Origin of the sequence: Pseudomonas sp. L5B5 (assembly GCF_020520285.1) — a bacterium.
GTDB lineage: Bacteria > Pseudomonadota > Gammaproteobacteria > Pseudomonadales > Pseudomonadaceae > Aquipseudomonas.
The window spans coordinates 5,110,013-5,123,143 of sequence record NZ_CP084742.1 but is presented as its reverse complement, the minus strand read 5'-3'; the positions used below and the strand labels follow the sequence as shown (position 1 = coordinate 5,123,143).

At 64.1% G+C, this 13,131-nt stretch carries 14 protein-coding genes; 2 read left to right on the top strand and 12 right to left on the bottom strand.

Annotation, left to right across the window (positions count from 1 at the left end; genetic code table 11):
* Positions 1–140: 140 nt before the first annotated feature.
* From LGQ10_RS23435 to pcaQ, 9 genes are all read right to left on the bottom strand, one after another.
* Complete coding sequence (locus tag LGQ10_RS23435) at positions 141–758, bottom strand: heme acquisition protein HasA (RefSeq protein WP_226523344.1); 618 nt, start codon at positions 756–758, stop codon at positions 141–143.
* Between the two features lie 82 nt (positions 759–840).
* A complete protein-coding gene (locus tag LGQ10_RS23430; protein ID WP_226523343.1) occupies positions 841–3,546 on the bottom strand; it encodes a TonB-dependent receptor in 2,706 nt (901 codons plus the stop codon).
* Positions 3,547–3,677: 131 nt separating this feature from the next.
* Positions 3,678–4,691 carry a FecR family protein gene (locus LGQ10_RS23425; protein WP_058437118.1) on the bottom strand — a complete coding sequence of 338 codons (1,014 nt, stop codon included), beginning with the start codon at positions 4,689–4,691 and terminating at the stop codon, positions 3,678–3,680.
* 63 nt (positions 4,692–4,754) lie between these two features.
* Positions 4,755–5,276 (bottom strand): RNA polymerase sigma factor, encoded by a 522-nt coding sequence (locus tag LGQ10_RS23420; RefSeq protein WP_226523342.1) that lies wholly within the window; start codon positions 5,274–5,276, stop codon positions 4,755–4,757.
* Positions 5,277–5,384: 108 nt separating this feature from the next.
* Complete coding sequence (locus LGQ10_RS23415; protein WP_058437120.1) at positions 5,385–5,609, bottom strand: hypothetical protein; 225 nt, start codon at positions 5,607–5,609, stop codon at positions 5,385–5,387.
* 96 nt (positions 5,610–5,705) lie between these two features.
* Positions 5,706–6,383, bottom strand: coding sequence for a TetR family transcriptional regulator (locus LGQ10_RS23410; protein ID WP_058437121.1), 678 nt, complete (start codon positions 6,381–6,383; stop codon positions 5,706–5,708).
* A gap of 159 nt (positions 6,384–6,542) precedes the next feature.
* Complete coding sequence (gene pcaG / locus LGQ10_RS23405; RefSeq protein WP_058437122.1) at positions 6,543–7,148, bottom strand: protocatechuate 3,4-dioxygenase subunit alpha; 606 nt, start codon at positions 7,146–7,148, stop codon at positions 6,543–6,545.
* Between the two features lie 10 nt (positions 7,149–7,158).
* Complete coding sequence (pcaH, locus tag LGQ10_RS23400; protein ID WP_226523341.1) at positions 7,159–7,878, bottom strand: protocatechuate 3,4-dioxygenase subunit beta; 720 nt, start codon at positions 7,876–7,878, stop codon at positions 7,159–7,161.
* 104 nt (positions 7,879–7,982) lie between these two features.
* A complete protein-coding gene (gene pcaQ / locus LGQ10_RS23395) occupies positions 7,983–8,912 on the bottom strand; it encodes a pca operon transcription factor PcaQ (protein WP_226523340.1) in 930 nt (309 codons plus the stop codon).
* A 140-nt stretch (positions 8,913–9,052) separates the two neighbouring features.
* On the opposite strand from pcaQ, the gene LGQ10_RS23390 reads away from it, so the two are divergent.
* On the top strand, positions 9,053–9,946 hold the full coding sequence (locus tag LGQ10_RS23390) for a neutral zinc metallopeptidase (RefSeq protein WP_058437125.1): 894 nt from the start codon (positions 9,053–9,055) through the stop codon (positions 9,944–9,946).
* Positions 9,947–10,918: an alpha/beta hydrolase gene (locus tag LGQ10_RS23385; protein ID WP_226523339.1), complete on the top strand. Its 972-nt coding sequence runs from the start codon at positions 9,947–9,949 to the stop codon at positions 10,916–10,918.
* 14 nt (positions 10,919–10,932) lie between these two features.
* Here LGQ10_RS23385 and LGQ10_RS23380 read toward each other — a convergent pair whose 3' ends face one another.
* The 3 genes from LGQ10_RS23380 to LGQ10_RS23370 all read right to left on the bottom strand — a co-directional run bounded on the left by LGQ10_RS23380 (position 10,933) and on the right by LGQ10_RS23370 (position 13,066).
* Positions 10,933–11,526 carry an HAD family hydrolase gene (locus LGQ10_RS23380; RefSeq protein ID WP_058437127.1) on the bottom strand — a complete coding sequence of 198 codons (594 nt, stop codon included), beginning with the start codon at positions 11,524–11,526 and terminating at the stop codon, positions 10,933–10,935.
* The gene (tesB, locus tag LGQ10_RS23375; protein WP_058437128.1) at positions 11,523–12,392 is read right to left on the bottom strand and encodes an acyl-CoA thioesterase II; all 870 of its coding nucleotides are present in this window, start codon (positions 12,390–12,392) and stop codon (positions 11,523–11,525) included. The genes LGQ10_RS23380 and tesB overlap by 4 nt, the downstream gene beginning before the upstream one ends.
* Before the next feature lie 104 nt (positions 12,393–12,496).
* Entirely contained in the window at positions 12,497–13,066 is a 570-nt protein-coding gene (locus LGQ10_RS23370; protein WP_058437129.1) for a GNAT family N-acetyltransferase, read from the bottom strand.
* Between the last annotated feature and the right edge of the window lie 65 nt (positions 13,067–13,131).

The following is a 13,131-nucleotide window of genomic DNA, read 5'->3' as shown; positions in this document are numbered from 1 at the left end:
CATTGACAGGCACCGCGGCGCTCCCCAGAATTTGCCACCGCCGCCGCCCTGGCCTTCGAAAACTCGGGCGACGGAGGTGAGTCAAGCCAGCGAATGGAGGAGCGATCCTGCATTCGCTTTTTTTTGCCTCAGGCCTGCACTCAGGCGGCCAGCGCCCAGTCCTGGGCCACGTCCTGGACACCCACCAGACCCACATCGGCAGCCGCCGCAGGTGCTGGGTTGACGTGAGCGACACCGGCAGCGGCCAGGTCGTCGAAAGTCGAGTTCACCGACAGGCTCGGGTCGATCGCCTTGAGCAGTGCGTCGATTTCGCCGGCCAGCGCCGAGCTGTCGCCGCTCATCAGGCCATAGACCACCTTGTGCACTTCGCCCGCACGACCTTCGTCCTTCAGGCTGTTCAGGCCCAGGTTGGTGAAGCTGACTTCCTGGGTGACCAGGTTGTAGTTGCTGCCCGAACCACCGCTGAGGGTGTCACCCAGGGAGACGGTGTCCAGCGAGCCCCACAGGGTGTGGCTCGGGTTGCTGAACAGGGTGTAGTGCAGGTTGCCATCGGCGACGAAGGCCGCATCGCTGGCGGTGCTCTTGATGGCGTACTGGGTGCCGTCGAACGGGCCCGGGTTGAAACCACCGGTGTTGGTGCCATCGACCACCTGGCCCGGGCGATGGTTGACGTCGCCGAAGTAGGCCGACCAGTCAGTCAGGTATTGCGCAACAGTGTTACCGCCATAGGTAGCGCTGTAAGAGATCGAAATGCTCATGCAAAACTCCAATACATAGGTGGGTCATGTCCGCAGCAGGCCAGTGCCTGCTGCGGTTTTGCCCGTCACTGGGCAAAAACGGTCAGAACTGATATTCCACGGTGCCCTGCACCGTCCGGCCACGGCCGAGGGTGAAGGCCAGCACATCCCCGAGGGGCACCAGGTAGGCGCGGTCGGTGACGTTCTCCATGGCCAGGCGCAGGGTCAGCTCATCGGTGGCGCGGTAGCTGCCATACAGGTCGTAGACGGTGTAGGGCTTCCAGTCGGCCGGGTAGACGCCCGTCTGGCCCACGGTGCCGGAGGCCGAGCCGGCGATCGAATAACCGGCGCTGTAGCGAGCCCGGGCGCCGATATCCAGCTTGCGTTCGAAAAAGCGCGCGCCCACGGTCAGGGTTCCGCGATCCATGGGCATTTGCTCGGCCGAGCCGAGGATCGCGGCCTTGCATTGACTGGCGTTGTTGGCGGCGTCATCGGGGCGCATGCCGGTGACGATCGCGCCGCGCCCGGTACCATTCTTCACCGGCTGGGTCACGCCGCCGAGCCACGCCGTCTTCATGCAGAATTCGTTGTCGCCGATCATGTGCGTGTAGTTGAGCTGGCCGTAGGCGTGGCCATTGTCATAGTCCAGTTGGTACTCGACGCCCTTGAAGCGAGTGCCGCCGAGGTTGTTGACATAGGCACTGTTGCCGATGCCTGCCATACCGTAGCCAGGGGGCTGCACGCCCATGGCCATGTAGATGAAATCATCGACCTGGGTATCGAAGTAGGCGACCTTGACCCCGAGACGGTCGTCATCGAACCAGAGGTTCTCCTTGAAGATGTTGAATCCTGCTTCCCAGGTGGTGGAACGCTCCGGCTTGAGGAACGGGTTGGGGTACATGCTCTCCGAGCCACCACCGTGGGGACGGCCGGTGATCATGGTTTCGGTCACCGCTGGCGGACGCCAGCCCTTGCCGTAGCTGGCGAACAGCTGCAGCCACTCCACTCCCGGCTTGACCGACAGGCCGAAGGTCGGCGAGAAGCGCCCTTGCTGGTCGTCGATGTCATAGGCCACCGGCATCGAGACTTGCTGCGGGGTCTTGCCAACCACGAAGGTGCGGGTGTTGATCCCGGTTTCGCCGCGCAGCCGGTAACGGTCATAGCGCAAGCCGGCATTGAGGTTCAGCCAGCCGTCATAGTCGTAGTCCAGCCGCGTGAACACGCTGCCCAGGGCCCGGTCGCCCTCGGGGGTCATGCTGGCTGCTGGCGATGCGCTGACCGCCGAACCCGCGGGCACCGGCTGGCTGGAGTCGGGCCTGACCTTGTCGTAGAAGAATTCCAGGCCGTAGTTGGCCTTGACCGTGGACAGCTCGCTCAGGGCGAAGGTCGAGGTGTTCTGCGCCTGGGCGCCATAGGTATCGGTCTGGTAGGTAATCGAGTAGCCGGGATTGATACCGCGCTTGAGGGTGCTCTGGTCATTGCGGTTGTCCACGTAATAGAGCTTGGCCTTGAAGTCGATCAGCGGATTGTCCGGGGCGTAGCTGTAGTCGAGGCCGAAGTTCTGCGAACGCACATCGCTGCTGCCGAGCTTTTCCCAGAGCTGGTCCTTCTTCTCGGTGTTCATCATGTTGGCATCGTCGTAGGACACCTGGGTGGTCAGGTAGCTCAGTTGCAGACGCTGATCCTGCGGGAGATTCAGGCCCAGCTTGGCCAGGCGCGAGCGCATCACCGAACCCGAATAGGCGACCTTGGAGTGCTTCACCCGATCGTTGATCGACGGATCCATCCAGGCCCCGGTACGCAGCTCGCCAATCCCGCCCTTGGTCCCGGGGTCGTAGTCGCCCAGGTGCCGTTCACTGGCGGCCAGCAGCATGTCCCAGGCCTGGGTGCCGATGGCGAAGGCCGAGCTGCCGATGAAATGCGTGCCGTTGCGCCGCCCGCCCAGGCCGGTGGTGGCGCGGACCCGCCCACCGATTTCCTGGCCAGGCTTGATCAGGTCGCGGGCATCGAGGGTACGGAAGTTGGCAATGCCACCGATCACCCCGGCACCGCCCATGGTGGAAGTGGCGCCCTTCTCCACCACCACTTCGGACAGCAGCTCCGGATCGACATACAGGGTGCCGTTGCGTTGCTGGTGACCGCTCTGCTGGTAGTTCTGACGCATGCCGTCCACCGACATGTTGACCCGGCCATAGTCCTGGATACCGCGGATATTCACCGAAAGCCCCGGGTCTTGCTGGCTGACCGCCGAGTACACGCCAGAGGTTTCCTCCAGCATCTCGGCTGCGTGTCGAGGCGGGTTGCGATCGAGTTGCTCGCGGCTGACCACGCTCACCGAGCGTGGTGCACTGTAGGTCCAGTCACGCTGGCGGCCTTCGAGGTTGCCGGAAATCGTCGTGGGCGCCAGCGCCAGCGCCCCGCCTTGTTCGGTTTCGACCCGGCTCAGGGTCACCTGCCGTTCGCTGGTGAAGCGGTACGTCACTGGGGCACTGCCCAACAAGCGGGCCAGGCCGTCCTCGGCGCCATAGCGCCCCTTGAGCGACGAACTCTGCAGGCCATGCAGGCGCTGGCTGTCGAACAGCACCTGGACCCCGGCCTGCTCGGCAAAGGCCAGCACGGCACTGCCCAGGGCCTGGGCGGGGATATCGAAATCCAGCCCGTTCTGCCGTTCGGCCTGCCGTTGCATGGCATCCACAGGTTCTGCCGCGTGCAGCAAGCCACTTGCCGTGAACAGCCCTGCTACGCCCAGTTGGATGGCCAGGGCCAAACGACTTGCGACGTGAAATCCAGTGCGACTGCCTAGCCTCATGTTGATCATTCCTGCGCTGGCCATTTCTGTTTATGCGAATGCATCTCAGTTAGCTAGACGTGCCAAGCAGGAAAACTCAGTAAGGTTTTTTCCGATTATTTTTCAGGAGAGTAGGAAAAGGCCTGCAAGCCTCAGTAAATCAGGCTGACGCCAGCCAGGTCGAAACGCCGAAGCTGCAGCTCCTGGGTCAGGCTGGACAGGGCTGCGTCCAGCATATCCAGGTGGAACACTCCGCTGACCTCGCGCTGGGCCAGGGCTTCGTTGGTCAGCACCACGCGTCCGGGGCGGTAGCGATTCAGGCGCTCGATCACCACAGCCAGGGGCTGGCGATCGAATACCAGCACGCCCCTGCGCCAGCTGGTGGCGCGTTGCAGATCGAACCCGTCCAGGGCCACCACTCCCGAGTCCGGGGCATAACGGGCACTCTGTCCTTGCTGCAGCACCCGTTCGCGAGCCCCCTTTACCGCCGGGGCATCCAGGCTTACCGCGACACTGTGCTCCAGCACCCCGACCCAGGCCTGCTGGTCGCCTTCACGGCCGACCACGAAACGCGTCCCCAGGGCCCGGGTCTGGCCACCGGCGCTGTGCACGACAAAAGGCCGCGTTTCCTTGCCGGTCATGGGCGCCACGTCAAATACCGCGGAGCCGGCAAGCAACCGGACCTGCCGTTGGCTACCCGTGAAATCCAGGCCAATGGCACTGGAAGAATCGAGCTCGACCGTGCTCCCATCCGCCAGTTGCACGGTACGCAACTCGCCCTTGCCGGTCAGGTAGTCGGCTTCCAGGTACAGCAGCGCCTGCGGCCCCTGCAACCAACCCAGGGTAAGCGCCAGGACCAGCACCGCAGCACTGGCGGCCCTGGGCAACCAGCGTCGGCGCGGAGACCGTGGGACAGTGATCGTGGTTTGCCGTGAAGCCCGGCGTGGCACGGCCGAACTGGCCAGTTCCGGGTCCAGGCGCAGCTCGCCGAGGGCATCCCAGGTGCGCTGGGCGAATGCCAGGGCCTGGCCGTGGCGCGGATCGGCGGCCAGCCAATGGGATAGCCCGGCCTGCTCGGCAGGGCTCAGAGGCCCCGCCTGCAAACGCACCGCCCAGTCGGCGGCGGCCTCGGTGATGTTCTGTTCTTGCGAACCCTGGCTATTCACGTGTGAATCTCGATTTCTCGTTATGTATAAGCAGTGACGTCTGACCCCGGCTTTTACGGTAATTCACTCGTCCGCCGGCCGACCGTCGGTAGCCTGCAAGCGCTGCATGACGTACGCCAGGGCCTTGGACAGGTGCTTTTGCACCGAGCTGTCGGAGATGTTCAGGCACCGCGCCACCTCGGCGTGGGTCATGCCCTCGATGCGGTTCAGGCGAAAGATCTCCCGGGTCCGCTCAGGCAGCTCGGCCACTGCCTGTTTTAACGCCATGCGCTGTTGCTGAGCCATCGCCTGCGCCTCCAGCCCGGCTCCATCATCCTCGATCTCGGCCAGCACTTCATGGGGCACGGTTTCGGTCTTGCGCCGCGCTTCCTGCCGGACATGATCGATCAGAAGATTGTTCGCCGTGCGATAGAGATAGCCCTTGGAGTTGTCGATGGGTGCGCCACGGGTCTGCTCCGCCAGGCGCAGGAAACTCTCCTGCACCAGGTCAGCAGCCAATTGCGGGTCCCGCACCCGGCGTGCCAGATACCCACGCAAGGCAGCGGCATGCTTGAGAAACAGTCCCTTGAGATCCACGTCCGACAAACCGACTCCCTGGAGCATGTAGGAAATTGCCGGGCATCTTACGATCAGTCGAGAATGATTTTCAATTGCCATAATCCGTTGCCGTGGTCTGCAGCAGCGGCAACGAGTTCATTCGGGCTTGAGCTGCACGCGCGATAGCAGAGCAATGAGCAGGACATTGAAGAGGATCATCAGCAAGCTGCCGAACATGCCTACCAGGTTGATCACCGAGCTCGGCAACCAATTGAACAGGTTGAGGCCAGTCATGGACAGCAAGCGCTCGCCGAACCAGAAGGTGTCGACGACGATCATCAGGATCAGGATGATTTTCAGGGTGGGGATGGGGTTGCCCATGGTGCCTTCCTTGTCGAGGGAAATATCGTGGAGCCGGCCGGCTCGCGAAGCGATCTTAAGGGGCCTGTCATCGCCCACACCAGTGCCGGCAACGACTCAGGCCTGCAGGTAGCGCAGCACCGACTCGCAGATCATCTCGCGATGCCGCTGCTTGACCCCTGCGTCCGGCAGATCGAGCTGGAAGATCTCACCGAAGGTGTGGCGGTTGGAGACCCGGAAGAAGCAGAACGAACTGATCAGCAGATGCACATCCAGGGCATGCAGGCCACTGCGGAACAGGCCTTCTTTCACCCCACGCTCGAGGATTTCGTCCAGGGCATTCAGGATGCTGTTGTTCATGGCCTTGATCACGTGGGACTGCTTCACGTATTCGGCGTTATGGATGTTCTCGATGCTGACGATGCGCACGAAATCGGCGCTGTGATCATGGTGGTCGAAGGTGAACTCCACCAGCCGGCGAATCGCCTCGCGCGGGCGCAGTTCTGCCAGGTTCAGGCGGCTCTCGGTGCTGCGGATGTCACCGTAGAGCTTCTCCAGCACTTCGACGTACAGCTGCTCCTTGCTGCCGAAGTAGTAATAGATCATGCGCTTGGAGGTATGGATGCGCTCGGCGATGGCATCCACCCGGGCTCCGTGCAGACCCTGCTGCACGAATTCGACAATGGCTTCCTGGAGGATATTCTCGCGGGTCTTTTCCGGATTGTTCTTGCGACTCTTGCGCGGCTCGAGAACAGGTTCGCCGGGCACTACGGAGCGTTCACTGGTCATTGTCATTATGGGCTCACGGCCATCACTCACAAGCGGGCGATTATGGGCCGCGTCGTACCGCGAAAGAAAGCGCCGAGAAGGTGCCGAACTCCTCCCGGTTACAGATCTTCTACAACTTGCCTTCTTCCCCGGGCGCCCCAGTGCAATCGGCCCGCAGAAGTTGACTTAGAAGTCGAAGAACACCGTCTCGCCGTCGCCCTGAATCCGGATATCGAAACGGTAGGCACGCAGGCCATCCACCTCGCAGGGCCGGGCCAGCAAGGTTTCCCGGCGCTGCGGCTGCTCGATCAGGTTCAGCACCGGGCACTGGTCATTGGCTTGCGGCTCATCGGCGAAGTACAGGCGGGTGTGCAGATGGATGTTGATTCCTCGGGCAAACAGCATCACGTTGATGTGCGGCGCCATGGGCAGACCTGCAACGTTGTTTACAATTCCAGGCTTGACTGTATGCACAATCCACTCTCCAGCATCGAAAGTGGTGGCGGCCCGACCGAAGCAGTTGAAGGGCTTTTGCGTATCGAAAATCGGGTCGTAGATCCCTTCATGGTTGGCCTGCCAAAACTCCAGGAACGAGTCGCGTACCAGGTGGCCGTTGCCGTCGTAGACATGGCCCAGCAACAGGATCGGTTGCCCCGGTGCATCGTTGCTGGCCATGCGGTTGGAGACTTCTTCGGGCCGGGAAGGATTTCCCGCAGCCGCCAGGGCCAGGCCGATGTGCACATAGGGGCCGGCCGTTTGCGAAGGGGTTTCAGGCAGTAGTTGAACAGGCATGGCAGGTTCCTCAGGCGTTCTCGAAGTGGGTCTTGCGCTGGCCGCGCAGCACGATGTCGAAGCGATAGGCCAGGCAATCCATGGGATTGGCATGGCTCATGTCCAGGCGGGCGATCAGGCTCTGCACCGCCTCCGGACTGGCGATCGACTTGACGATCGGACACTGAGGAATCAGCGGATCGCCTTCGAAATACAACTGGGTCACCAGTCGCGTGGCGATCGACGGGCCGCTGATCGAGAAATGAATGTGCGCCGGGCGCCAGTCGTTGGGGCCATTGCGCCACGGATAGGGTCCGGGCTTGATGGTGCGGAAGCTGTAGTAGCCATCACGGTCGGTCAGGGTCCGGCCGACTCCGCCGAAGTTCGGGTCCAGGGGCGCCAGGTAACGGTCGTTCCTGTGTCGGTAGCGGCCGCCGGCATTGGCCTGCCACATCTCCACCAGGGTATGGGCGATCGGCTGGCCATACTGGTCGCAGACCCGCCCGGTAATGATGATCCGCTCGCCGATCGGCAAGCCGCCGTGGTCGAAGTTGCGCAGCAGGTCGTTATCCAGGCGGTCAATACGCAGGTGGGAAAAGTCCGGGCCACCGGTTTCACTCGATGACTGGGGAATGCTCACCAGCGCCTGGCGCGGGGAACGGGTGACGGAAGTCTTGTAGTCGGGTGTCAGGGCCTTGGGGTGCCAGTTACGGTCGCGAATCACGAAGCGACTGCCGTCTGCATTGGGCATGTCGATCTCCTGTTGTTTGAATTGATGGAGCGCAGCTCGCAGAGTTTCAAACAAACCAGGAGGGCCGAACATTGAAAAGCCGCCCCTCACCCATAACCGAAAGGTTAAGGATAGGCCCCCTCGCGGTAAGCCGATCCGACCTCCCGCAGCACCTGCACCGCCCATTGCGCCGCCAGGGGCAACGGCAGGCTGGCATTGCTGGAAATACCCACCGAGCCACCGGGCTCGCGCAGCCCCAGCTCCAGCTCCCGCAACTCGCCACTGGCCAGGTCCAGGCGCACCGCATCCAGCGGTGCGATCCACAGGGCATCGCTGGACAAGGTATAGCGCCGGCCGAGGGTCAGCGACAGGGTTTCCAGGCGCTGTGGCGATTGAGCGATGCCGCATTGCACGAACAGGCTGTCGGCATGCTTGCGGATGCTGGTGCCGGCCAGCGGCAGCACCAGGGGATAACGGCTGAACGCATCGCGGTCCAGCGCACCGACCGCCAGCGGATGCCCGGGACGGACAACCAGGGTCATGGACTCGCTGTACAGATGCTCGAAACTCAAGCCCTGGATCTCCGGACTCTCGGTCATGCGCCCCACCACCAGGTCCAGGTCGCCGACCCGCAACTGCGAGAGCAGATAGGCACTGGGGCCGGTCACCACGCTGACCGTCAATGCCCGGTGCCGCTCATGCAGGCGTCGCATCACCTCGGGCAGCAGCAGGCTCTCCACCGTGGACAGCACACCGATGCGCACCGCCTGCACGGCGTGTTCGCCACCGCGCAGGCTGCTGACGCCATCGCGCAGGGCCTGCACCGAAGGACCGGCGTAACCCAGGAACGCCCGCCCGGCCTCGGTCAGGCTGAGCCCGGCCTTGCTGCGCACGAACAACCGGGTGTCCAGCAGCGTCTCCAGTTCCTTGAGGGTCTTGGACATCGCTGGCTGGCTCACCGCCAGTACCTCGGCAGCCCGAGCCAGGCTGCCCTGGCGGGCCATTTCAAGAAAACCCACCAGGTGACGGAATTTGATACGGGTATCGATGTTCAATAGGGGGCCCCAAAATGCGTGCGGAACCGGCCGACCCGGTACCGGGCCATGGTAGCGTGGGCAAAAATCCCTGACGACCGGACTGGCGCCGGTTCGAGCCACCAGCAACACTGACCTGCAGAAAAAACGAGGATTCCCCCATGCTTTGGAAAAAAGGCCGGCGCAGCGACAACGTCGTGGATGTGCGAGATGACAGCGGTGGCGGTGGCGGCGGCATGCGGTTCGGCGGTGGCAAGGGATTGAGCCTGACGGCCATCGTGCTGATCGTCGGCATCGGCTGGGCCACCGGCCAGGACCCGTTGCAGATCCTCGGGCAACTGCTCGGCCAGGGTGGCGGCCAGGTCTCGGCCCCGGCCACCACCCAGGAACGCAAGGCGCCACCGGCCAACGACGAACAGGCTGAGTTCGTCCGCGCGATCCTCGGCGACACCGAAGACACCTGGGGCCAGGTCTTCCAGCAAGCCGGTCGCCAGTACCAGGCGCCCAAGCTGATCCTGTTCCGTGGCCGGGTCAATTCCGCCTGCGGTTCGGCAACCTCGGCCAGTGGTCCCTTCTACTGCCCCGCCGACCGCCAGGTGTACCTGGACATGGACTTCTTCCGGGAAATGGCCCAGCGCTTTTCCGCCGCCGGCGACTTCGCCCAGGCCTACGTGATCGCCCATGAGGTCGGCCACCACGTGCAGACCCTCCTCGGGGTCTCGGCCAAGATGCAGGCCGCGCGCCAGCAGGGCCGGCAGATGGAAGGCGACGGCGGCCTGCTGGTGCGCCAGGAACTGCAAGCCGACTGCCTGGCCGGGGTCTGGGCCTACCATGCGCAAAAACGCCTGAACTGGCTGGAGCCCGGTGACGTGGAAGAAGCGCTGAATGCCGCCAACGCCATTGGCGACGACCGCCTGCAACAGCAAGGCCAGGGCCGCGTGGTGCCGGATTCCTTCACCCATGGCACCTCGGCCCAGCGGGTGCGCTGGTTCAAGACCGGCTTCAGCCAGGGCCAGGTCGGCCAGTGCGACACCTTCGCCGCCAAGAGCCTGTAGATGCGTCGCCTGCTCGCGGCGCTGCTGTGCCTGGGCAGCCTCGGCGCCCAGGCCGCTGGGCACGGGGTCAAGGTCATCAGCCCCGGGCGCCTGGAGCTGCCGGCCGGTGAACTGGCCCTGGGCCTGAGCCAGGACTGGCGCCAACCACTACCCGGCGTGCAGCGGGTGCTGGTGATCGTCCATGGCCGGCTGCGCAATGCCCAGACCTACCTGCACAGCGGCGAGACCGTCGCCAGGCAGGCCGGACAAGACGCCACGACCCTGGTGATCGCTCCGCAGTTTCTCAACCAGGACGACATCGCCCGCCATCACCTGCCCGCCAGCCTCCTGCGCTGGCGGGGCAACGCCTGGATGGCTGGCGAGCCTGCCACCGCGCCCCAGGCCCTGAGTTCCTACGCGGCGCTGGACGCCATCCTCCTGCGCTTGAGCGATCGCCAGGGCTTTCCCGACCTGCGGGAAGTGGTGATCGCCGGTCACTCGGGCGGCGCCCAGGTGGTGCAGCGCTACGCCCTGGCCAGTGGCGACCATGCCGAGCTGCAACGGGCCGGTATCGGCCTGCGCTTCGTGGTCGCCAATCCTTCGTCCTACGCCTACTTCGACGCCTGGCGCCCGGTGACTGTCGAGCCCGGCGCCTGCCCCGGCTTCAACCAGTGGAAGTACGGCCTGGAGGGGCGCCCGGCCTATATCGCCGGGCTGTCGCCGGAACAACTGGAACGCCGTTACGCGGGACGGGATATCACCTACCTGTTGGGACAACAGGACGTCGACCCCGAGCACCCGGCCCTGGACAAGGGCTGCGCTGCAGAAGCCCAGGGCGCCTATCGCCTGGTGCGCGGGCACAACTATTTCGCCTACCTGCTCAAGCGCCACCCCCAGGGCTTGCGCCAGCGCCTGGTGGAAGTGCCCGGGGTCGGGCATGACGGGGACGGGATGTTCACCTCGGCCCAGGGTCAGGCGGCGCTGTTCAGGTAGAACGGCGCCCAGGCTCAGGCGCGAAGCAGGTGGTGCAGTTGCGCACAATCACGGGCGTGCCAGTCGGTCAGTTCCGGCCAGGGATTGTCCGGCAGGTTGACCAGCACCGTGCGAGTGCCCGCCGCGCGACCGCAGTCCAGGTCGAAACGATAGTCACCGACCATGACCATGCGCCCTGGCGCCACATCCCAGGCCTGGGCCAGCTTCAGCAGGCCTCCGGGATGGGGCTTGGGCGGGGCCTCGTCGCGGCCCAGCACGTCGGCTTCGGCAAAGCAGTCGGCCAGGCCGATGGCCTGCAGGGTCACGTGGGCCAGTTCCCGGGCATTGCGGGTCAGGATGCCCAGGCGATAACCGCGCCCGGCCAGGTCCCGCACCAGCTCCACCGCCCCCGGCGCCGGGCGTGAGCCCAGGGCCAGGTCGCGCTCGTGCTCCAGCAGCCAGGCATGCTTGGCTGCGGACTCATCCGCGGGCAGGGCCGCCAGATGAGTGAGGATGTCCTCGTCCGCCGGGATCGACAACGCCTGGCGGATCGCCTCGAAATCATGCACGGCAACGGTCAGGGTGCCGTCCATGTCGAAGACCCAATGCTCGATATCCGAAAGACTCATGCCCAATCCTTGCGATGACGAATCAACCCTTCCTGGGTCACCGAGGCGACCAGTTGGCCGGCACGGTTGAACACGCTGCCCCGGGAGAAGCCCCGGGAGTTGCCGGCCCAGGGGCTGTCCATGGCGTACAGCAGCCAGTCGTCGGCACGCAGGTCGGCATGGAACCACAAGGCGTGGTCGAGGCTGGCCACTTGCATATCCTTCTGCCACACCGACTTGCCATGGGGCAGCAACGAGGTGACCAGCAGGCCGAAGTCGGACGCGTAGGCCAACAGGTACTTGTGCAGCGCCGGGTTGTCGGCCAGGGTGCCGTCGGCGCGGAACCAGACGTACTTCACCGGGTCCATCGGCTGCGGGTTGTACGGGTCCCTCTCGGTCACCGGGCGCACTTCGATGGGCTTGGGGCACAGCAGTTTTTCACGCATGTGCTCGGGAATCAGGTGCGCCCGCTGTGTGGCGATCTCCAGCTCCGAGGGCAGGTTTTCCGGGCCGACGACCTGGGGCATGCTGCTCTGGTGCTCGAAGCCCTGCTCGTCGTACTGGAACGAAGCGCTGCAGGTGAAGATCGGGTTGCCCTTCTGGATCGCCGTCACGCGCCGGGTGCTGAAGCTGCCGCCATCGCGAACCCGGTCCACTTGGTAGACCACCGGCAGCGCGGCATCCCCGGGGCGCAGGAAGTAGCCGTGCATGGAATGCACATGACGCGCCTCCTCCACCGTCTGGCTGGCTGCGGACAGCGATTGGCCGAGTACCTGGCCCCCGAACAGCTGGCGAAAACCCAGGTCCTGGCTGCGCCCACGAAACAGGTTTTCCTCGATGGGTTCCAAGGTCAACAGATCGACCAGATCATCCAGCACATGACTCATTCAGACTCTCCTCACACAGAGCAAAACCGCGCAATCTCGGCTGCGGCGGTCAAATCGATTCGGGGCAAGCAACCTCATCGGCACATTCTAGACGTGCGCGATTGCTATCCATGCAAGGTTTCCAACCATTGTTCTCGGGTGATGCGATACAGCACATGCTCGCGCAGCGGGTGATCACCCGCGAGTTTCGGATGATCGAAATCTTCCCCGGCGGCGTGCTGCATGCCAATGGCCTGCATCACTTTCTGCGATGGCAGGTTGGTCCGGGTGGTGAAGGCTACCACTTCGTCCAGGGCCAGGCGTTCGAAAGCGCAACGCGAGGCGGTCCAGGCTGCCTCGCTGGCGTAACCCAGGCCCCAATGTTCAGGGGCCAGGCGCCAGCCAATTTCCACCGCCGGGGTGAAAGGCGCCTCGAACCCCACTACGCCCAGGCCGGTAAAACCGATGAAGGCGCCGTTGTCCTTGCGCTCCAGGGCCCAGAGACCAAAACCATGCTCGGCAAAATGCCCGCGTATGCGACCGATCAAGGCGGCGCTTTCCAGGCGACTCAACGGTGCGGGGAAGTAACGCATGACCTGCGGATTGGCACACATCGCCGCGAAAGCCTGCAAGTCATCGTCACGCCATTGGCGCAGCAACAAGCGCGCGCTTTCCAGTTGCAGTATCGGCTCCATCGGTGCCCTCCGTTTTCATGGGTGCAAGTCTACATCGCTGGTAGGATCCTTCACGGGTCCTTCTA

What these genes read in the sequence shown, in the direction of transcription:
- LGQ10_RS23435 (WP_226523344.1), bottom strand. Translation starts at nt 758, where the DNA reads ATGAGCATTTCGATCTCTTACAGCGCTACCTATGGCGGTAACACTGTT.
- LGQ10_RS23430 (WP_226523343.1), bottom strand. Translation starts at nt 3,546, where the DNA reads ATGAGGCTAGGCAGTCGCACTGGATTTCACGTCGCAAGTCGTTTGGCC.
- LGQ10_RS23415 (WP_058437120.1), bottom strand. Translation starts at nt 5,609, where the DNA reads ATGGGCAACCCCATCCCCACCCTGAAAATCATCCTGATCCTGATGATC.
- LGQ10_RS23410 (WP_058437121.1), bottom strand. Translation starts at nt 6,383, where the DNA reads ATGACAATGACCAGTGAACGCTCCGTAGTGCCCGGCGAACCTGTTCTC.
- pcaG (WP_058437122.1), bottom strand. Translation starts at nt 7,148, where the DNA reads ATGCCTGTTCAACTACTGCCTGAAACCCCTTCGCAAACGGCCGGCCCC.
- pcaH (WP_226523341.1), bottom strand. Translation starts at nt 7,878, where the DNA reads ATGCCCAATGCAGACGGCAGTCGCTTCGTGATTCGCGACCGTAACTGG.
- LGQ10_RS23390 (WP_058437125.1), top strand. Translation starts at nt 9,053, where the DNA reads ATGCTTTGGAAAAAAGGCCGGCGCAGCGACAACGTCGTGGATGTGCGA.
- LGQ10_RS23385 (WP_226523339.1), top strand. Translation starts at nt 9,947, where the DNA reads ATGCGTCGCCTGCTCGCGGCGCTGCTGTGCCTGGGCAGCCTCGGCGCC.
- LGQ10_RS23380 (WP_058437127.1), bottom strand. Translation starts at nt 11,526, where the DNA reads ATGAGTCTTTCGGATATCGAGCATTGGGTCTTCGACATGGACGGCACC.
- tesB (WP_058437128.1), bottom strand. Translation starts at nt 12,392, where the DNA reads ATGAGTCATGTGCTGGATGATCTGGTCGATCTGTTGACCTTGGAACCC.
- LGQ10_RS23370 (WP_058437129.1), bottom strand. Translation starts at nt 13,066, where the DNA reads ATGGAGCCGATACTGCAACTGGAAAGCGCGCGCTTGTTGCTGCGCCAA.